The organism is Duganella margarita (genome assembly GCF_009857535.1).
Classification (GTDB): Bacteria; Pseudomonadota; Gammaproteobacteria; order Burkholderiales; family Burkholderiaceae_D; genus Rugamonas; species Rugamonas margarita.
On the sequence record NZ_WWCS01000004.1, the window covers coordinates 24,226 to 43,914 of the forward strand.

Genomic DNA, 19,689 nt, shown 5'->3' on the forward strand with positions numbered 1-19,689 from the left:
TAGCGCTAGATGACAACGGAGCCGTCTTCGTCGTCTTCGTCTTCGTCGTCTTCGTCTTCGTCGTCGGCTTCGTTCGTGTTCTCGCCAGTATCGAGGCCCAAATTCTTCAAGCTTTGCATGGCACGGCCACACGCGCCCGAGCCATGACGGAGGCCGTCAGATACCGCAGGCGTCATGGCATTGATGCCTTCGACAAGCCCAATTGCACGCCCGGCCTCGAAGCCCTGCGCAAAGCCCGCATCAAAAGCAACTTTCAGGGAGGGCAGAATTGCTTGAAACATCTCATCACGTTGAGTAGTCATGTTGACTCCTTTTAAACTGTTGCAATTTGACAATTTCCTTTTTGAGCCTCGTGCTTTAAAATAGAGAAACACGATTGAACATTGGGAAACTCAAATGATCCACGAAAAAGGTACGTCTGTCCACACCATTTCAAGGATTCTGCTCCGTGAACTGCGCCAAGAACGCAACATTCAGCAAGCGCATATCAGCCATTTGTTAGGTAAGGCATCAACAAGCTCTTGGAGCAAAGTTGAATCTGGGGACACGCCGCTAACGCTCGAACATCTGTTGACTGCTTGTACTGCTTGCCAAGTCTGGCCCTCAGAATTTTTTAAAACGGTTCAGGATTACACGGCACTGCTTGAACAGCATGGTTGGTTCGTAGCAGCACATGGCAGCCCACTTCCTAAAGAAGAAGACCACTTAAGCATGGCGGCTGCAAACTATTATGCAGCTACGTCCAACAAGGCTCAGTCCACATGGCGGCATTTCAGTGTGCTCCAGACACCTTGGCCATTCTACGGGTCATGCGAGCCAATTGACGTGTTCAAGTGGGTGCTAGATCCAAATTGGAGAGAGGTGGCGACGTTCGAACTACCTAATCGGCCAAGGTATTAGATACGCTGGGCCTGTGTTGGGATTTTACAGACATCCCAACACGGGTTCCGCCAGCCGATAATTCAGGCGCCAGCGCCAGCTAAACCGAGTAGCTCTTTTTTTAGTCGGATTTCGTATCCGGTGGTGTCTAGTAAGTACGACTCAAGAGCGTGCGTGTCAACATCACGACGACTAATAAAACCGTCATGCATGAGGACGCCAGGGAACTGTTCTGTGCCGAACCAATCGTGAATGACATCCATCACTTTTCGCTCCAACGCAATGAAGATCGCTTGGCGATATTTTGACTTACTATCGGGAGGACTAGCGACGCCCACACCGGCAAATTGTCGCAGCCCCCTCTCACGTTGATCGCCCCCCATCGCATAGTGCCACATCTTCTTCAGATCAACGATGAGCTGTTTGACAAATGTGTCCTGCTTCAGGCGTTGCAGGCGTATCCGGTCGTCACCGAGCAAGCTGAAAATCGAGCATCGGTGGTGCGGCGTTAATGGCGCAAGGAACAGCAAGCTTTGGCTTAACTCCTTCGCTTTTTCTAAAGGGATGCCAGCGACGGTCGCAAGGCGCTGACGCACTGAGGCCTTCTCCTCTACGAAACGGGCAACCGCTGGGAATGGTTCCTCTGTAGTTTCTGGGTTGACCCACCGATAGTGCTGTCGTGCATATTGGTGGACCAGTGTGGCGGCGCACGAGTCGATGTCGTAATCCCACCATCCACTGAAGACGACTTTCTTGTCATCCCTCCGAATATTCTGGATGGGGTGGTAACGTCGCCCGCCCTTGTCCGTGTAAACAGGCGTCAGCTCGCCACGAATGATCGGACCATACAGCTCCATCGCAATTTCGGCAGACGTGACGGTGCTCAGGCCCACCATATTGCGTAACCGTTCGTACCCGCCCTCATTGAGCGCATAAGAGTATGAGTGATGACCTGCTGCGTAATCGCCCGTCTGCATCAGCAAATTCGAGTAAAGCCAACGGCCCAGCGGCTTGCTGGCGTTTCCGAACACCTTACGAATTTCGCTATGGTGGATAGAGCGTGGCTTCTTCTTCCGCAGCAGCAAATGGCCGCACCAGTCCAGTACGTCCTTGATACGATTTAAGACCCGTGCATTTTTGATGTTGGGAGCGTAGGTGTTCAGGCAAAGTGTAGTCGTCATAAAACCTTCCCAGATAAGGAATAAAAGTAACGGAGGGGTTTATGCCAACAAGGAAGGCGTGGGGAATCCAATTACCCACAACGGTTAGCGTGGCGGTAGCATGCCACAATTTTTTGGAAAAGAAAACTCGATGTACGGCCCTGTCTGGCCGACCGGATATCAGGAGGCCGTAGCACTCGCAGCGAGACGAGAAGTGAACACCATTATGCTCTCTGTCTGCGGCGCATATCATCACTCATCCTATCCTTCATCAACCTGTAATCACCGTTCTTACAGAGCCAGACAGCACAAGGCCTACCTCGTCAGCGCAAGACCCCGTATTTCCACGGAATACATATAAATACAGCACGTATTTAAAGGGGCCGCCCATGACATCATTCACCTTCGACCTTCCGCCGTATGACCCGCTTGACGATCTGCAACTCCCTTACGAGCCACCCGCAGCGACCAGTATTTCAGTTCCGCAGCCGCCCGTGGAAGACGACTACAGCACAACCAAAACGATCACCCTGCGCATGCCGAAGGATTTAGTCAGCCAAGTGGACAGCCTGGCACGACAGGAGGACATCAGCCGCAGTCACGCTATGCGACGTATTACATCGTACGTCCTTCAGGCAATCCGCAGCGAGCCCGATGCCATCAGCGAATATCGCCGCGTCTCGTCACTTCTCTACAGCGACGCCGTGGAACTCGTCGAGCGTGAGCGTGAGCTGTCAGTCTCCCTACTCCAGCGCCATTTCCGCCTCGACTTCCGCATGGCGACGCTGCTGAAAGATGAACTGGAGCGTACAGGAGTAGTTGTTCCTGCGGCCAACGCAGCTTATTGCAAGTCAGTGATTGATGATTGAAGTGCCGTCCGCGATTCTCTCATCATGGATTTAGCCCCGAGGTTAGTTCCCGTCCAACGGAGGCAGCGGCGCTAGCAGTGGAATCTGCCCTCCGATTTCTTTGCTTTCCGTGCGCCGTTCATCAGAGGCATCAGCGTTGGCTTCTGGCGCAGTCGCCAATAATCCGATGATAGCCCGGGAAAAGCTGGTGTCGAGTGAATTGCTCTTCACGAACAGCGCAAGAATGTCAGATGCCATCTTCGCTGAGAGATTAGAATCACTCCCACTCAAGTGGCGAGGTAAGGATCCTGCGCCCGCAGCAAAGTAATGTAGTGCCAAATCGGTAATCCGAATGGCATCGTTCAGGGCATAGCGCCTGATTAAAAGTCGGTTGACCTCCTCAAGAAGTAGCGGGAACCCTTTGTGATCTATGGCTTGTTCGGAATCTACTTCGCCGGTAAGGCGGTGAATGGCATCTGCAAAACGTACTTTTTGCGCTAGAGACTCAGCCCCTCCATGAAGCTCTTCACGAAGCCGGTCTTCGATTTTGAGCACGTCCAGAACGTTCAACTCACTTATCAGTAAGCCGAGACTTATTGCAAGCGAACGAGTCGCAAGAAGGATAAGCCCAACGTGTGCCCGATCGTCCGGCCTAAGCTTACTGTGCAAATGATTTTGCTGCCCGAGGTTCAGCAAGGTTAGGACCCTGTGCGCAGGACTTAGGGTCCAAAGAGTTGTTGTGAGAAACTGCGCCAAAGCGCGGTATTCGCTACCCTTTGGAAAGCTGAGCAGCGTGTCGATACTGTCGTACCCGACTCCATCAAAATAAGGTCCCTTCAAGCGACTTAATCCGAGTCGAGCGTCGAGTTCATACAATTCAGTATCGTCGATGCAGTTCACTTTTAGTTCACGCGCTAGCCACCGTGCACTTTCAGGAATTTTCTTTTTGAAGAGATAGAGCTCCTCAAGGTGAAGCACATCCTGTAAACCCCTGACCCACAGCACGCGATCAACTGCGCGACCGCTGGCAGTCTTACAATCGATCAGGAGCCGCGACACACCACCGCTGGCACTGAAGCGGAATCCAAACACGTCTGCATCCGTTAAGTCCGTACCGGCCCGCGAGTTGGTATCCGCTGGAAGAGTCACCGGGACATTAAGCAATGGTATGTAGCCCAATGCCCACGCCATGCGTTTGCCCAACAACTTATAGGAGTGGTCTTGATCACTTGATGACACGATGAATTCCTCGCAAGTCGTCGAGCAGCGCGCGACCAAGCCGGGAAGCGGTGCTGGTTTTAGGGTCCAACTTGCGCGTGGCAATTACACCACGGGCACGCGTTCTATTTGCTTCAGGTAGAAGCAGTCCGCCAGGCTCAGACCTGGAGAAATACCCTTTCACCTCAGCCGGAAGGAGCAGTGACGACGACACATCCTCGCTCTGGCCGGAACACATGGCAATCGCCAGATCTACCGCAGCTAAGTTATCCTCGGTGTCGTAGAGACGGAATCGGAAGCGCCCGTTTTCAGGCTCAATCCACCCTACTCCCATGTTTGCCGCAGCTGCATATTGCGATTGAATATTTGAATGGGGGGTGCGGCCGATCATCTTTCTATCTCTCAGCCCTTTAAGGATCGCGCTAGGGTCCGAAATCTTGGTGATGGACGAATAACCTTCACCATAGCGAACGCACGATAAGATGATCCGCGCCTTTTCCAAGATGGCACGAGGATGGGTCGTCTTGAATGGTGCGAATGCAAACGACTGCGCTCCACCCGATGAGACGATGGCAGGTGCGCGCAAGATGTTCTCGTTGACCAATTCGAGGACCAATGGATTGGTTTGTTCCAGTGTGCTGATCGGCGCACCAGGATGTGACTTTGCCGCACGAAAGACTGCCTCGATCTCTTGGTGCGCGCCTGGATTTTTGGCAATAAAATTTAGCAAAGTCTCCGGGTTCTCTTCGGTGAAGAGAGGCGCGTACAGAATCGGCACTCGGTCCTTGGGCGAGTCGTACTGGCGCAGGTAACCGCCGAGGTCGCCGATGTCCACGATCGTTTGGATTTCAGCCGCCTTCAGACCCAGTTCGGACGCCAATGTTTCGAGCGGCACCGGCGCTACGGTGAGGCGATCAATAATGGCCATCGTCGCTTGCTCTAATTCACCGGGTCTGCGCAATGACCACTGCTCGCCAAGCGCGCCGTAGACTTCTTGAAAATACGGGATGGTCTCTTCAATTCGGGTCGGCGCATAGATATTTGGAACGACGCGTATCCAACCAATCTGCTCCAGTGTGCCCAGCACGGTAGGCAGCGAATCAGACGAGATTCCGAGATTGCTGCAAAAGCCGTGGAATCCGACGATGTTCTCGATGGAGTCCAGACCACGGATGTGAACAGCGAGTTGAGCAGCCATGCCGATCTGTCGCGTGATCGGTATGGTGGCTGACACCCGCAAATCTGAAACGTCTCGAAGGCCAGACTGCACGTCTTGGGCCCTCCGTCCGATAGCTTCCTGATCCATTAAAATCCCTCTTTTAGTTTGCAACTACTGGCAGAACTCAGCCGATTGATGAGAGGATAGCATTCTTGTCAATGTGAAAGATACGCAAAATATCACACACAAATAATCGAGCATAAAATTGTAACCGCTGATCGTTACAATTTCACTGTGTACATCCCCGCCGGTCTGTATAAATTTGCCATATCGCTACTTCAGCAGCGAAAAAGACAAGGAGAATACATGACCGACGCTATCCAACAGATCGTAGACAACGCCCCTCAAACGCAGCAGCAGGAAAAAGTAAAGCAGACGCCGATTGGTCGTCTGGCTTTCGCCGAGGTGGACAAGAGCTTGAGCGAATGCGAGAAGACCATCAAGAACCATTCCGACACCGTCAAGAGCAAGCTTGCAGTAAACGCAGCTATCCCCGGCAACGTCCTGCGTGAGCTGTCTCGTGCCAACGCTCAGAAGGCAAAGCTCGTGATGCGCCGCATCGGTCTGCTGATGGAAAGCGGCGATCAGGCAGCACTCGAAATGATCGACAAGCTGGTGAAGCTGAAAATCGCTAAATAAACAACCTCCTACTCGGCTTCCTCCCCGAGAAAAAAAAGGGCCGCAGTCTTAGCTGCGGCCCTTTTTCATTCTCCGCCTCCGGTCAAACCGGTGAGGCCCAGAGACAGAAATTAGCTAAACTATATAAACCATATACCCAATTTAACAGATCATCTCTGGGCCTCATCTGGAGGCTCAAAGCTATTGGGTTACACTGAAGTGGCTGACAGTCGTTTTTCCGGTGCCTGAAATTATTTCCGTTCCCATCTCAATCGAGTTCATGTAGTTGTCCGGCTTCAGCCAGCCTTTGCTGATAAGGTAGTCGTTGATAGACTTCATCTTCATACTGCCATGCAAATGCTCTTCCTTAACGAGAAGCTCCACGTTGTAGCGAGGGATATTTTTTTGCTCATCCATTTCCACCTGCATGTAGACGTAGTAGGTGATGCCGTCAATCATGGCGGTCTCAATGAACTTGTGGGGATTGCCGCACTCTTCCATGCAGACCTTCGTGGGTCGAAGCATGACCGTCACCGACGATAGCCACTCGTTCGTATCGTGTGTAGCGATATAGGTGCCCTGGATGAAATTCTGATCGATGCCATCGGATTCAACAGTAGCATCATGGTTCACAATCAAGTTAACCTGCGAAACCAGCATAGGCAATACAGAACCAGTCGAGGTCGCCCCGTACAACTGACGTCCATAGATAATTTCAGGGAACGCCTTAACGTAGCCAGCGGTATTGGTGGCGCTCTCTGGGTAGCGCCAGTCTGCTTGAGGCAGAGACCAGTTCCATGCGGCGCTGATCGCATTGTCCGCAAGGTTCTTGCCGGTGGCGCACTCAGTGTAGACGAATGGCAGCGGCTTTAGGTTGCCAGCGGCGTCCACAATGTTCCATTCGTTGGTCGAAACGTTATACCCTGCGAAGACTAGAGGCTTATCTGCTGGCGTATGTTTGCAAATACTTTGGGACGGCGATGGATCGAACGGCACATAGTCAAATCCGTTAGCAACGGTCGCAATCAAATTAGTTTTGTTTTCGGCGCTGTCACTGAAGCCATACAAGACACCAGCCTGTGATGCCCCATTATTTAGGTTCCCAACCCACCAATCGACGCCAGCTTTTTCGCCATCTCGATGCAGGATATTGTTGTAAAGTAGGCTCACGAACGTAGGATTCGTTACGCCCGGCCCGTACATCTTTTGGAACTCGTCCGATGCGATAAAGTCAGCTGATATGTCCAGCATTCCCAATCCATTTTGGTTATGCCATATCCAGAATCCTAGACCCGGCAAATCAGGTTGCCGATTGAACGCAGCTTGGTACAGCCGATATATTTGCCCCGATGGACCATCCACATCGAACGACACGTACTTGTCAAAAAATTTGATTAGCTGAATCCCCGTGTACGTACTGACTTCGCCGGTCTGTTTTTTGGTCACAGTGACCACGCCATCATTTGAACGAGTCACAGCATAATCAGTCCGATATCCAAGGATCGAAATAACAGAGGACGAGGCGACGCTTTCTCTGGCTAGACTCCCCATTGCGATATTCTTTTTCTGTGGCGCGTCCTCTGTAGTGCCACCACACGCAGCAAGGACGGCTAACACCACAAGGCTCAACGTCAAATTTGCAATTTGTATTCTCTTCATTTTTATTTTCCCATGCGCTTCGCAAGCGCAAAAATTATCGACCACATCAGGCACATGCAGTACAGCCAGAACGCAAAAAATCCAAGAGTGAAAATGGTGCAGCGAGTCGTCACCAGTCTCAGAGCCACACGGAAAAGGTCAGCAGCAAAGATCACCGGAACCGCCCCCGCTTCCCATAGCTGAAAGCTGGGTCGCTCCGTGAAGGCACTCGACCAAAATTCCCCTATCTCAAATGTACGCATCCATTCCGGCCAAAACAGATACGTAAATCCGCCGCCGCAGACCATCTCCAAGACGAGCGTGAAGATCGTCAGAATGATGCCCACGTAAATCGCAAGGGTACGAGCGAAGCCGTAGACATACAACATTAGTCCCGTCAGGATAAGCGTATACATTTGCGCAGGTGTCAGGTATCAGGCGACGTGTTCTTAGTCGGCTTGTGCAAAGCGATGGCTGCGATCACGGCCACGAACCCGCCTATGGCAACGCCTGCGCCGACGCCGAAGACGAAGCTGCTGACGACACCTGTAGCTAGTCCTATCCATCCAGCCTTTTTGAGCCAAACGATATCTACCGGCTCCGTTGATCCTGAGCTGGGATCGTTCGCCACTGCCACAGGTGCTGCTTCCACATCGTACTTTTCCGGGACCAGTCGATAAAGGACACCGGCGATGTAATGTGATGGCACCTCAACGACGAACTGCACGCCTTCCCGTGGATTCGATACCTTAATCCGCATTGGCTTATCGATGTATTCTGCCAGCACCTTCGGCGTCAACCCAATTCCCAAATGCTCTGTGTAGGCTGTGATGGACTTATCGAACACATTGCTTTCACGTTCAAAATTTATGTGCTTTAAGTCCAGCGCAACACCGCCCGGCAATGTCGCCGTGTCGTATCGCACCAGTCGATGCTCACTACGGTTGCTCACGGTCATGTAGAGCTGCGGCACCCGAACAACATCATTTCCGAAAACTCGAATGTGATAGACCCACGACGACGGGCCGTTGAAGTCTCCGCCGAATAAGGGTTCGGAGTGGCTTAGTTGGGCAAAGCGTAACTCTCCCGTCGAATCGAACTCATCTTGGATATGCTTAGCAGCTTCCGCAACCTGTACCGCACTGAGCGGAATACGAAGCTTTGTGCTCGTACCATCGTCCATCATTTCCTCTCTATTTTGATCAAAAAATTGGCAACCAAAAATTTCTTATTTGCAATTTAATCTTATCTCAAAAGAGCAATTTTTTAAATCATTTAAGCAATTATTTCGCTTATTTGATTGATATGAGGTTGATACCCCTGTCACAAAATGCGATCATGCCTACAAATGAAGAAAAAGCCGCCTTTGCTCAACGCTTGGTGCTTGCATTACGTCGAAGTCCGGAGCCAGTGAGCGGGCCAACTGAACTTGCCTTGAGATTTAATCTTCGCTTCGGAGGTGATCCAGTATCAGCGCAAACGGCACATAACTGGCTTGCTGGCCGCACCATACCTACCGATGACAAGTTGCTAGTTTTGGCCAAGTGGCTCAAGGTCGATCAGCATTGGCTGCACTATGGCGACTCACCAACCAAGCGAGCTTCAACCAAGGGGCAATCGGATAAGAAGATCGCAGCGAAGCCATCACCTGAGACGATTAGGCTTGCTGTGAAAATTCAAAATATGCCAGCGAGATGGCGGTATCTTGTTGAGGAATTAGTTGACCGTGTAGACCAAGACCTGGCGTAGCCAAATGCTATTCCACCGTGATTTCGGTCGAAAGAAAGGGCTGCAATTCCTGCCAGCGATCCACCTTTTTATGGACCGCCAACGTATATGCGGGGCTGGAGGAAGGGAGCTCGATCGTCGTTATTGCCTCACGAGCAAAGACTAACTGCTTTTGGCCGAGTCGTGCCGCAGTCTTCCCATTAAATGCAACCGCTTTTAATTTTGGCAGTGTGGCGATGAGGCCAAGCAAATCGTTACTACGATGCTCCTTAATTCTGCTGTCTAAACTACCGTCTCTCATAGCATCGGCGACTACATCCCATAAGCCGACGCCGTTACCCAGTAGGGTGGCGAGACGGTCTTGATAATTCAAGTGAACTAGATCCGTTCGAAGCAATTGAGACATCAAGTACCAAAACGAATTTTGTTTGTTGGCGTAATACTCGCCCTGAGCGAGCGATCTGTCACCTGGAAGACTACCGAGGATCAACAGCGTTGTGTTCTCATTTACCACCGGAGGAAAACACTGCTTACTGTTCATTAGCGAACTCCCGACGAGTCTTCAGAAGTTCAAGCGCCTTGCTAGTCCATTCTGTATCTACCTCGATAACGTCTCCGGCTTTGACCATCCGAAACATACCATTACGCATGCTGGCGACAAAGTATCGTTCGTCCCGATTTGGCTTAGTCGGAAGTGAGGAAATGTAGTCCTCAATTCGTTCCTCATCGTATCCTGCTTCACGTAATCCTGCGGCCATGGCGTCTAGCTTGTCGATGCTGTGCCATAGACCGCCAGGGAAGAGATCCAGGCGCTTCACTATCCGCTGCACCTCCGTGAGCATTCGAAATCTCAATCTCAGTTTTTCATCCAAGCCTGTTGATTTGGATTCCAATTGTTCCATCAATGCATTCATGTTCTCGTAGGACGACGATTCAATTTGCTCAACGTTGATCAAAGATTCGAGTTCAGCCTTAAGGGCATGATTGCGCTTTCTAAGCTCGACCGTTGCGTACTCCATTTCTCGCATTCGCTGCACCAACATGCTTACATCGCCGCCAAGCTCCACGGCTTTGAGAAGATTATTAAATTTGGCTTCGGTTGCTTCCAACTCTCCAGCACAAGCAGCAAGCTCGCTCTTTTTTGCTTGCACTGATCCCTTGCCAGCACCATCCCCAAGCACCTGTTTCAAATCGAGCTCACGAGTGAAGTTTATGAACTCAGCCTCAAGTTGCCGCACATTGTAAGACACACCCACGCAGCTAGCACTCTGCAGAGACTTGGCGCAGTAAAGGAATCCGGTATTGATGCCAGGCTTGCGGCGAATATGCATTGGGCTACCGCAGTAACCACATTTTGCAGTCCCTTTGAAAATGTTGTGGCACTGTCCTGCACGACCACCGCCTGACGCAGGCAGCCGCCGGCGTTCCGCTTTGCCCGCCTGCACTTCATAGAACAACGTCTTGTCGATAATCGGAGGATAGTAGCCCTCAACAAAAGTGTTCGTTGTCGTTCTGCCGTTGTGATCCTGATCCATTTGGAGAATTCCAATGGTAGCGATATTACGCAAATTGAACTGAACAGTACTGTTTTGCCAGCGTTGTGAATGCTGCGGTGTGGGAATTTCCAAGGCATTCAGATAGCGACTGATTGACCAGCTCCCCATCCCGTCCTTCGACAGCGCATACATCAGCCTTACCGTCTCCGCATTCGCTTCGATGATTTCGTACTTCGTCTTGTCGTCTGAGGGTTTCAGCCACCAAGGACAGCGTGTAGACATAACTTCTTTGTTCTTTTTGACCCGCTCCTTTTTAGCATCCCAGGCGGCCTTGACACGTTGCGATTTCACTGCGGATTCTTCGTGGGCCCGTGACATGCTGACCAAGGCGATTAGCAATGGCGTCCAATCGGTCTTGAGTCGCTCTTGGCTATAGACGGCCATATCAGTCAGAGTGACAATTACTACACCACGGCCGATTATTGCTTGGAAAATAGCTAACGCATCAGGTACTGGCAAACGGGACAAACGGTCCAGTGACTCGACTAATAGATAGGAGCCGCGAGCGACTCGTCCCTCATCAATCGCCGTGATGAACTTGCCCAGCGCCCCACTCTCGAAATTTGCTCCGCTGAAAGCGGAGACACCTAAATCCTGCGCATTCAGGCTGCTATCCAGTTCTAAGCCGTTAGCGGCTGCATATTGCGCCGACGCCGTCGTCTGCCTGCGAAGCGAATCACCTTTGATTTGCTCAACCGTGGAAAAGCGGATGTATGAATAAGCTACAGGCATTCTTGAAGTTTCCTAGGAGAAAATTCAATTATACTCAGTCGGGTGTCAAATTAACCAAAAGATCTTGCGCGGATGGGCATAGTATTGCTGCGCCGCCAGCGACGCGGCGCCGGGAAAACTACCGAGTATCAAGATGCGGGTCTGCGCATCGATCACCGGCGCCAGGCCGGTCAGGGCCGAAGAGGATGGGGAAAGCATCACCCATTGTAGCGGATGCCCGACAGCGCCACGTTCGGGTGTAGAATTTGCAGGCGGCACAGACCGCACCCACACAACAGGAGACCAACCATGCCGCAACACCGCGCGATCGATACGCTGCTGGCCAAGTACAGCGAAAGCCATCTCAACCCCACCAACGAACTGATCCACTTCGTCTGCGTGCCCGTGATCGTCTTCACGCTGCTGGGATTGCTATGGTCGCTACACCCGCTGGTGGCGCTGGCGGTGACGGCGGCGGCGATGGGCTACTACTTCCGGCTGTCGAAACCGTTCGCGGTGGGCATGCTGCTGATGGCGGCATTGATGCTGGCCATCCTGGCGGCGCTGCCGCAGTCAACCATCCTGCCGCTGTCGATTGCGATTTTCGTGCTGGCGTGGATCGGCCAGTTCATCGGCCACAAGATCGAGGGCAAGAAGCCGTCCTTCTTCGACGACCTGCGCTTCCTGCTGATCGGCCCGCTGTTCGTGCTCAGCTTCCTGTACCGCCGCCTGCACGTCGCCTACTGACACTTAGCGCAGCAGGGCGTAGAACATGGCCGTGGCCGCGCCCTGCATCTCTTCGTCGGCCAGCATCAGCACCAATGCCGTGCTCAGGGCGACGTAGCCCAGCAGGGTAACGACCTTGATTTGCAGCGCGGTACTCATGGCGCCCTCCGGTTGGCAAACGAGTGAAGTGTTATTTCACTATACTTGGTCTTTTCACCAGCACCGTTGAATTTACACGCCCGATACAACTTCTTACACCATCTGTTGCGCCGCAACAAAATACTAGCCGCTAGGCAAGACCTGCCAGGGCCAGCTATACTCGTTCGATGTCCTCTCCACTGTTATTCCTCACCGCCTGTTTGATCTGGGGCTCCACCTTCTTCGCCATCACGCTGCAACTGGGCGCGGTGGCGCCGGCCGTCTCCGTGGTCTACCGCTTTGCGCTGGCTTCGGCCGTGCTGTTTGCCTGGTGCGCGGCGCGCGGCGACCGCCTGCTGCTGCCATGGCGCGCCCAGCGCTGGATGATGCTGCAAGGCGCCGCCACCTTTGCCCTCAGCTACATCTGCACTTATACCTCAGAGCAATATCTGGTGTCCGGCCTGGTGGCCGTACTGTTCGCGCTGATGGTGTTCTGGAATCCGATTCTCAACCGCCTGGTCTTCGGCAGCCCGCTCGCCTGGCGCACCTGGGCCGCCGGCGGCGTCGCCATCTGCGGCGTCACCCTGCTGTTCTTCCATTCCATCGGCGACGCCTGGGGCGAGATCCGCAACGGCGGCAGCGGCCACTTCCTGCTGGGACTGATCCTGGCCACCACCGCCACGCTGGCCAGCTCGGTCGGTAACGTGGTGGTGATCAAGGTGCGCCAGCAATCCGACAATGTGCTGCTGACCATGGCCTGGTCCATGCTGTGGGGCACCACGCTGGTGGCGCTGTGGGTGATCCTCAGCGGCCAGCACTTCAGCCTGCCGACGACGGCGAAATACTGGGGCGGCCTGCTGTGGCTGTCCCTGCTGGGCTCGGTGATCGCGTTTGCCGCCTATTTCACCCTGATCCACCGCATCGGCTCCGACAAGGCGGTCTACATCGGCGTTGTCACGCCGGTGATTTCCGTATTGTTGTCGATCCAGCTGGAACATTACCGGCCCGGAGCCATGGAGTGGATCGGCATGGTACTCTGCCTGTCCAGCGTGGTCTGGGCGCTGCAACCAACTTCTACTACTACTGCCAAAACCTGATGAGCACTTCCGAACTGAGCATCCGCCCGGCCACGCCGGCCGACGTCCCCGCCATCTTCAGCATGATTTTCGAGCTGGCCGTGTTTGAAAAGCTGGAGCACATGGTGGTCGCCAACGAAGCCATGCTGCACGACAGCCTGTTCTGCGACAAGCCGGTGTGCGAAGCGCTGGTCGGCGAAACCAATGGCGGCGAGGTGGTCACCTTCGCGCTGTTCTTCCACAACTTCTCCACCTTCCTGTGCAAGAAGGGCCTGTACCTGGAAGACTTGTACGTGCAGCAGTCGCAGCGCGGCAAGGGCTACGGCAAGCAGATGCTGGTGGCGCTGGCCCAACTGGCGGTGGAGCGCGACTGCGGCCGCTTCGAGTGGTCGGTGCTGGACTGGAACGCCAACGCCATCAAGTTTTACGAAGGGATGGGCGCGACCGTCATGCCGGACTGGCGCATCTGCCGCGTCACCGGCGAGGCGCTGGCCCAGCTGTCGGCCCAGGCATAAAAAAATCCCACCCAGCGCCTGGCGCTGGATGGGGCAACCCGTTGTCAGTGGGAGGGAGATTGAATCAACGGATTCACTATAGCCTTCGCCTCCCGCACCCGCCGCAGCCCTTACAAATCATTACGGCCGCTTAAAGACGCTTACACCGGCTTTACAGAAAAGCGATGCCTGTTCGTTACGGCCCGCTCCAGCAGCTCGAAAATGCCCTGTGTCAGCAGTGCCAACATTGCCGCAGGGATAGCTCCCGCCAGCAACATATCGTTGTCATTCAACGCCAGACCGATGGTGATGCGCTCACCATATCCGCCGGCGCCGATGAAGGCCGCGATGGTGGCCGTGCCCACGCTCAACACCGCAGCCGTCTTCACGCCGGCCAGGATCACCGGCAGCGCCAATGGCAAATCGATATGCACCAGCCGCTGCATCGGCCGCAGTCCCAGCGCCTGCGCCGCCAGCTTCAGGCCGGGCGACACTTGCAACAGGCCGGTACAGGTGTTGCGCACGATGGGCAGCAGCGCGTACACCACCAGCGCCACCAGTGCCGGCACGGTGCCGATCATGCCCAGCAACGGGATCAGCAAGGCCAGCAAGGCCAGCGACGGGATGGTCTGCAACACACCGGCCAGGCCCAGCACCACTTGCCGCAAACGCGGCAGCGACGCCGCCAGCACGCCCAGCGGAATGCCGATCACGCACGCCAGCGCCACCGACAGCAGCACCAGCGTCAGATGCTGCTGCGTCATGCGCGCCAGATTCTGGTCGAAGATTTTTTCCAGCAGGCTGGCGCGAGCGGACGGCGCGGACGTAGTCGTGCCGGGTGCAGTGGCGCCGGGCCGCGTACCCACCGCGCCAGCCGCAGTAGCGCCCAGCGGATGCGCCGCCAGCCAGTCATGCGCCACGCGGTCGAAGCTCTCGCCATCGATCTCCGCCGCCGCATTCATCGCAATCATGTCCTTCTCGCTGATGCGACCTTCCAGCTGACTGATGGCCTTCCACGCCGCCGGAAAACGCCTGGCCGCATCGAGCCGGTACAGCAGCACTGCATCGTAGCGCGGGAAGTAGGCGCGATCGTCCTCCAGCACCCGCAAGCCATACTGGCTGATACGCGCCTCGGTCGAATAAATATCGATCACATCGACCTGCTCACGCCGCAGCGCCTCATAGGCGATGCCGTGATCCAGCCCCTCCGGTCGCTGCGTCAGGCCGTAGCGCGCCGCCAGTCCCTGCCAGCCATCGGCGCGACCGATGAATTCATGCGACAGCCCAAAGCGCAAGCGGTCGCGTCCCGCCAGTTCGCTCAACTTGTGCGGCGCATCCGCATCGCCGCGCATCGCCAGCGCATAGGTATTGTTAAAGCCCAGCGGCACCGCCACGCCCAGGCCCATCACAGCCAGCTCCTTGCGTATCTGCTCCATCGATGCCGGCTTGGCGTGCTTGAGGATCTCCAGATCCAGCGTGCCCACATATTCGGGATACACATCGATCCGCCCCGCCTGCAACGCCGCCAGCACAATCGCCGTATTGCCCAGGCCTTGCAGATGCTCGACCTTCGCATGCGGCGCCGCCGTCTGCTTCAGCACCTCGCCCAAAATATAGGACTCGGTAAAGCGCTTGGAGCCGATATGCAGCGTATCGCCCGCCGCTACCGCCGCCGGCCCGGCGCACAGCAGCGCCAGACCGGCCAGCCATCGTCGCACCGCCATCATCAGGCGCCCGCGCGCAGCATGGACGCCTTCAATGCCTGCCCCAGCGTCTCATAGCTTTCCGACAAATGCGCCTTGGCCTCGATGCTCACCGGCCGCGCCATGGCGCTACGCAGATCACGCTGCAGGCGCAAGGCATTCTCGCGCTGCAGGCTGCGCACATCCGCCGGCATGCCGGCCGACACGCGCAACAGTGACGCCACCAGCCGCTTCAGATGCTCGCGTTGCAGATTGCGCCGCATGCCGTTGATATCCTTGCCGGACTTGAGCTCACTCCATACCGAATCCTGCACCGTCACATACAGCTCGGGCAGACCTAACGCCTGCTTGCGGTTCTCCACCTTCTCCTGCGAGTCGATCAGGCGGATCGCCACCGCATCGGACATCAGCTGATCCAGCGCCGACGCCTGCAAGGACAGCACGCGTCCACCCACCGACACATCCGGCCGGCCGCGCGTGTTGAAATGATCCGAGCCGAGACGGCTGATCATCTCCGGCGAAAACTTGAAGCTGTCCACCTTGAACAAGCTATTGGTCAGCATCAGCAACGCCTCGCGCTGGCGCGGCAGCGGCACCGGCGTAAAGGTCGCCCTTCCCGTGCCGGCGTGGTCGCGCAGATACGTCACGCCGCCCACATACTTCGCCACCACCGGCAGCGTGCGTGCAAACTGCTGGAAGCCGTAATCGAAACTGCGGCGCAGCACCTCGTAGCTCTCGCCCGGCTTCAGCGTGCGGTTCTGCACCCGGTCCCACAGTTCGCGCGAGATGGTCAAACGGCGCTGGAAGTACGCCAGCGGATCGCTACCGAGGTCGAACACGTTCACGTCCGGGTCCATATTGAAACCGTTCGCATCCTGGTCGGTGCCGAAGGCCAGCAGCGGTTCATTAGAGCGCGCGGCGATCTTCGCCAGTTCTTCCTTCTCCTGCGCCGGCTCGATCGGTTTATACGCGTACTCGATGGCCCAGTAATCGTAAGGACCGAGCGCGGACGTCACATACTCGCCCTGCTTCTCGTCTTTCAGCGACAGATTGAACGGCGTGTAATCCATCACCGAACCGGCCATGCCGTTCTTTTTGGTGAACTCCGGGTCCTGCAACTGCTTCAGCGTGTAGATGGTCGACGAGCGGAAGTTGTGCCGCAGTCCCAGCGTGTGTCCCACTTCATGCATGATCACCGACTTGACGTAAGCCTGCGCCACCGCATCGGACTGCGGGCTCCCCATATCCATGGTGCCGCGCGACTCCAGCACGTCCAGCGCAAAGCCCATTTCCGGCGCCGATTCGGCCATGTAGTCGCAGCGGTCCTCGCCGGTCGGCGGCGGCGACAGGTCGAAGCTGTCCTCGCCCACCATGCGCCGGGCGCCGCGCGCAAACACGTCGGACATGCCGATGTCCGCATCCAGAATCTCGCCACTGCGCGGATCGACCTGGCTCGGGCCGATGGCAAAGCCCACGTCGCTGCCGACGAACCAGCGGATCGACGCATGACGCGCATCCATGGTGTCAAATTTATCCTTGTCGGTCTGCTGCTTGACCAGGATGGCGTTCTTGAAGCCGATGCGCTCAAACGCCTCGTTCCAGGCCAGCACGCCCTGCCGCACCGATTCGCGGTACTTTTCCGGCACGTTGGCGTCGATCCAGTAGACGATCGGCTGCTTCGGCTCCGACAGCGCCGCCGCCGGGTCCTGCTTCTCCAGACGCCAGCGGTCCACCAGATGCACGGCGGTGGTTGGCGTCACGTCGTCCGAATAATCCTGGCTGGTACTGACGAAGTGGCCGATACGGTCATCCGCCGGACGCCCATGCATGGCCTGCGCCGGCAGCGGCATGAAGCTGTAGTAGAAACCGAGGAACATGCTGCGCGGGTCCGGCAGCGTGGACGGCGGCGTGGGCAAAGACAGCAGCGCCAATGGCACTGTCGGCACCACTGCCGGACGCGCAGCAATGCGCGGCACGAAGAAGTGGGCGTTGACCTGCAAGCCGGTCATCGCTTCGTCGGAACGCAGGGTGAGGAAGCTGCTGTTGCGCGGGTCCATCGCATAGGGCATGCGGAACGCCGTCTCCAGCCGCGTGGACATCGCGGGAATATCGCCGAACAGCAGCGCGTTGGCCTCCACCAGCACGGACTTGGTCAGCACATTCGGCCCGCTGGCCACCGGCGCCACCGCCAGCAGGCTATCCGAGAACGCCTGCTGCACCGTCAGCGCCTGCGGCGTGCCGGCCCTGGCGCTGTACTCGGTATTCTTGGCGATCATCTGCACCAGGTTGCCGATGCGGTGGAAGATCACCACCTGGCTCGTGCCCATCTGGCTGCCGTAGATGCCTCGCTCGCCGATCCCGTTCGGCATATTCACCGACATGAACAGCGGACGGTCAAACTGCTCCGGCCGCAGTTCGATCCAGACCTTTTCCTCTTTCTGGTACAGCCCCAGGAAGCCCGGCAAATGCTGCGCGCCGCGCACCACGTCGACGAATGGCCGTGGCGCGGCGCTTGGCAGCACAATCGCCGGCGTTGGCGCGGCCCCAGGTTGCAGCGGCGTGGTGGCCACCACCGGCACTTCCGGCGCGTGGGGAACAGGAGGAGTTGGCGGCACCGGCTCTTGCGCCAGCGCCTGGACACTCAGCGCCGCCAGCACAGCGGCGCGTACGGAATTCAAGACGAACATAGGGCTTCCTTGGATGACATTCGGATAATGTAACCGAAAGCATAAGGCAGCAAACAGATTTTTACACTGCCGGAGAGCGCAAAATGCCTGCGTTGGCGACACCGCGGCACGGATTGAGACCAATCGCATACGAAAGGTCGGCCGGACGCGCGATGCGCCACAGCGCAAAGTCGGCGCGCTTGCCCACTGCCAGGGTGCCGATCTCCTTCTGGAGACCGAGCGCGCGCGCCGCATGGCGCGTTACGCCGGCCAGCGCTTCTTGCGGCGTCAAACGCCACAAGGTGCAGGCCATGTTCATCGCCAGCAGCAGGGACGTCATTGGCGAGGTGCCGGGATTGCAGTCGGTGGCGACCGCCATCGATACGCCAGCTTCGCGCAGCGCGGCGACCGGCGGCGGCGTGGTATCGCGCAGGAAGTAGTAGGCGCCGGGCAGCAGCACCGCCACCGTGCCGGCAGCCGCCATGGCGGCCACGCCGGCCGCGCTCAGATGCTCCAGATGGTCGGCCGACAAGCCGTTATAGCGCGCCGTCAGTTCGGCGCCGCGCTGATCGGACAACTGCTCCGCATGCAGCTTGACCGGCAAGCCTTGCGCCTGCGCGGCCTGAAACACGCGCTCCGTCTGTTCATGCGAAAAGCCGATGCGCTCGCAGAACGCATCCACCGCATCGACCAGCCCCTCGGCTGCCAGCGGCGCAATCATCTTGATGACTTCATCGACGTAATCATCGGCGCGGCCGGCAAACTCCGGCGGCAGCGCATGCGCGCCGAGGAAGGTGGTGGCCACGCGCACCGGCAGTTCGCGGCCGATGCGGCGCACCGCGTGCAGCATCTTCGCTTCCGATTCCAGCGTCAGGCCGTAGCCGGATTTGATCTCGATGGTGGTCACGCCTTCCGCCAGCAGGCTGCGCACGCGCGGCAGGCTTTGACGCAGCAGTTCATCTTCCGACGCCGCACGCGTGGCGCGCACGGTGGACATGATGCCGCCGCCGGCGCGGGCGATGTCTTCATAGGTGGCGCCGTTCAGGCGCGCCTCGAATTCATCGCTGCGGTTGCCGGCGTGGACAATGTGGGTGTGGCAGTCGATCAGGCCCGGCGTCAGCCAGCTGCCGCCGCCATCGTGCACGGTGACCGCCTGCGCGGCCAGGCCTGGTGGCATATCGGCCTGTGGCCCCAGCCACGCAATGCGGCCATCCTTGACGGCGATGGCGGCATCGCGGATTTCCCCATAGCCCTCGTCACCGGCCATCGTGGCCAGATGCACGTTCGTAAACAACACGTCCCACATGCTTT

20 protein-coding genes and 1 pseudogene are annotated in these 19,689 nt (G+C 56.6%); 7 read left to right on the top strand and 14 right to left on the bottom strand.

The window, feature by feature from the left end:
- Window positions 1-5: 5 nt before the first annotated feature.
- Window positions 6-302, bottom strand: coding sequence for a hypothetical protein (locus GTP55_RS07290; protein ID WP_161044291.1), 297 nt, complete (start codon window positions 300-302; stop codon window positions 6-8).
- Between the two features lie 94 nt (window positions 303-396).
- Here GTP55_RS07290 and GTP55_RS07295 point away from each other — a divergent pair, with 94 nt between their 5' ends.
- On the top strand, window positions 397-900 hold the full coding sequence (locus GTP55_RS07295; RefSeq protein ID WP_161044292.1) for a helix-turn-helix domain-containing protein: 504 nt from the start codon (window positions 397-399) through the stop codon (window positions 898-900).
- A gap of 62 nt (window positions 901-962) precedes the next feature.
- On the opposite strand, the gene GTP55_RS07300 is transcribed toward GTP55_RS07295, so the two are convergent.
- Window positions 963-2,060: a hypothetical protein gene (locus tag GTP55_RS07300; RefSeq protein ID WP_161044293.1), complete on the bottom strand. Its 1,098-nt coding sequence runs from the start codon at window positions 2,058-2,060 to the stop codon at window positions 963-965.
- A 368-nt stretch (window positions 2,061-2,428) separates the two neighbouring features.
- Here GTP55_RS07300 and GTP55_RS07305 point away from each other — a divergent pair, with 368 nt between their 5' ends.
- Window positions 2,429-2,908, top strand: coding sequence for a DNA translocase FtsK (locus tag GTP55_RS07305; protein WP_161044294.1), 480 nt, complete (start codon window positions 2,429-2,431; stop codon window positions 2,906-2,908).
- 42 nt (window positions 2,909-2,950) lie between these two features.
- Here the strand turns inward: GTP55_RS07305 and GTP55_RS07310 are convergent, their stop codons facing one another.
- Window positions 2,951-4,078, bottom strand: coding sequence for a hypothetical protein (locus GTP55_RS07310; protein WP_161044295.1), 1,128 nt, complete (start codon window positions 4,076-4,078; stop codon window positions 2,951-2,953).
- Window positions 4,079-4,112: 34 nt separating this feature from the next.
- Entirely contained in the window at window positions 4,113-5,411 is a 1,299-nt protein-coding gene (locus GTP55_RS07315) for a hypothetical protein (RefSeq protein ID WP_161044296.1), read from the bottom strand.
- A gap of 219 nt (window positions 5,412-5,630) precedes the next feature.
- On the opposite strand from GTP55_RS07315, the gene GTP55_RS07320 reads away from it, so the two are divergent.
- The gene (locus tag GTP55_RS07320; protein WP_161044297.1) at window positions 5,631-5,963 is read left to right on the top strand and encodes a hypothetical protein; all 333 of its coding nucleotides are present in this window, start codon (window positions 5,631-5,633) and stop codon (window positions 5,961-5,963) included.
- Window positions 5,964-6,143: 180 nt separating this feature from the next.
- Here the strand turns inward: GTP55_RS07320 and GTP55_RS07325 are convergent, their stop codons facing one another.
- Genes GTP55_RS07325 through GTP55_RS07335 form a run of 3 tightly spaced genes read right to left on the bottom strand, consistent with a single transcriptional unit; the run spans window position 6,144 to window position 8,766 of the window.
- On the bottom strand, window positions 6,144-7,601 hold the full coding sequence (locus tag GTP55_RS07325; RefSeq protein WP_161044298.1) for a DUF4214 domain-containing protein: 1,458 nt from the start codon (window positions 7,599-7,601) through the stop codon (window positions 6,144-6,146).
- Window positions 7,602-7,603: 2 nt separating this feature from the next.
- Complete coding sequence (locus GTP55_RS07330) at window positions 7,604-7,996, bottom strand: hypothetical protein (RefSeq protein WP_229257816.1); 393 nt, start codon at window positions 7,994-7,996, stop codon at window positions 7,604-7,606.
- 11 nt (window positions 7,997-8,007) lie between these two features.
- A complete protein-coding gene (locus tag GTP55_RS07335; protein WP_161044300.1) occupies window positions 8,008-8,766 on the bottom strand; it encodes a hypothetical protein in 759 nt (252 codons plus the stop codon).
- A gap of 152 nt (window positions 8,767-8,918) precedes the next feature.
- Here GTP55_RS07335 and GTP55_RS07340 point away from each other — a divergent pair, with 152 nt between their 5' ends.
- Window positions 8,919-9,329, top strand: coding sequence for a transcriptional regulator (locus GTP55_RS07340; protein ID WP_161044612.1), 411 nt, complete (start codon window positions 8,919-8,921; stop codon window positions 9,327-9,329).
- Window positions 9,330-9,336: 7 nt separating this feature from the next.
- On the opposite strand, the gene GTP55_RS07345 is transcribed toward GTP55_RS07340, so the two are convergent.
- From GTP55_RS07345 to GTP55_RS07355, 3 genes and pseudogenes are all read right to left on the bottom strand, one after another.
- Complete coding sequence (locus tag GTP55_RS07345; protein WP_161044301.1) at window positions 9,337-9,849, bottom strand: DNA-deoxyinosine glycosylase; 513 nt, start codon at window positions 9,847-9,849, stop codon at window positions 9,337-9,339.
- Window positions 9,839-11,596 carry a recombinase family protein gene (locus tag GTP55_RS07350; RefSeq protein ID WP_161044302.1) on the bottom strand — a complete coding sequence of 586 codons (1,758 nt, stop codon included), beginning with the start codon at window positions 11,594-11,596 and terminating at the stop codon, window positions 9,839-9,841. Before GTP55_RS07350 ends, GTP55_RS07345 begins: the two co-directional genes overlap by 11 nt.
- A gap of 54 nt (window positions 11,597-11,650) precedes the next feature.
- A pseudogene (locus GTP55_RS07355) lies at window positions 11,651-11,794 on the bottom strand (DNA-deoxyinosine glycosylase); the annotation flags it as partial.
- Between the two features lie 90 nt (window positions 11,795-11,884).
- Here GTP55_RS07355 and GTP55_RS07360 point away from each other — a divergent pair.
- On the top strand, window positions 11,885-12,322 hold the full coding sequence (locus GTP55_RS07360; protein ID WP_161044303.1) for an Mpo1 family 2-hydroxy fatty acid dioxygenase: 438 nt from the start codon (window positions 11,885-11,887) through the stop codon (window positions 12,320-12,322).
- 3 nt (window positions 12,323-12,325) lie between these two features.
- Here GTP55_RS07360 and GTP55_RS30030 read toward each other — a convergent pair whose 3' ends face one another.
- Entirely contained in the window at window positions 12,326-12,460 is a 135-nt protein-coding gene (locus GTP55_RS30030; protein ID WP_267876844.1) for a hypothetical protein, read from the bottom strand.
- 167 nt (window positions 12,461-12,627) lie between these two features.
- Between GTP55_RS30030 and GTP55_RS07365 the strand changes: the two genes are divergently transcribed.
- Complete coding sequence (locus GTP55_RS07365; RefSeq protein ID WP_161044304.1) at window positions 12,628-13,536, top strand: DMT family transporter; 909 nt, start codon at window positions 12,628-12,630, stop codon at window positions 13,534-13,536.
- A complete protein-coding gene (locus GTP55_RS07370; protein ID WP_161044305.1) occupies window positions 13,536-14,030 on the top strand; it encodes a GNAT family N-acetyltransferase in 495 nt (164 codons plus the stop codon). Before GTP55_RS07365 ends, GTP55_RS07370 begins: the two co-directional genes overlap by 1 nt.
- 140 nt (window positions 14,031-14,170) lie before the next feature.
- Here the strand turns inward: GTP55_RS07370 and GTP55_RS07375 are convergent, their stop codons facing one another.
- The 3 genes from GTP55_RS07375 to hutI all read right to left on the bottom strand — a co-directional run bounded on the left by GTP55_RS07375 (window position 14,171) and on the right by hutI (window position 19,684).
- Window positions 14,171-15,733 carry a glycine betaine ABC transporter substrate-binding protein gene (locus tag GTP55_RS07375; protein WP_161044306.1) on the bottom strand — a complete coding sequence of 521 codons (1,563 nt, stop codon included), beginning with the start codon at window positions 15,731-15,733 and terminating at the stop codon, window positions 14,171-14,173.
- Between the two features lie 2 nt (window positions 15,734-15,735).
- A complete protein-coding gene (locus tag GTP55_RS07380; RefSeq protein WP_161044307.1) occupies window positions 15,736-18,399 on the bottom strand; it encodes a zinc-dependent metalloprotease in 2,664 nt (887 codons plus the stop codon).
- 61 nt (window positions 18,400-18,460) lie between these two features.
- Complete coding sequence (hutI, locus tag GTP55_RS07385) at window positions 18,461-19,684, bottom strand: imidazolonepropionase (protein ID WP_161044308.1); 1,224 nt, start codon at window positions 19,682-19,684, stop codon at window positions 18,461-18,463.
- Between the last annotated feature and the right edge of the window lie 5 nt (window positions 19,685-19,689).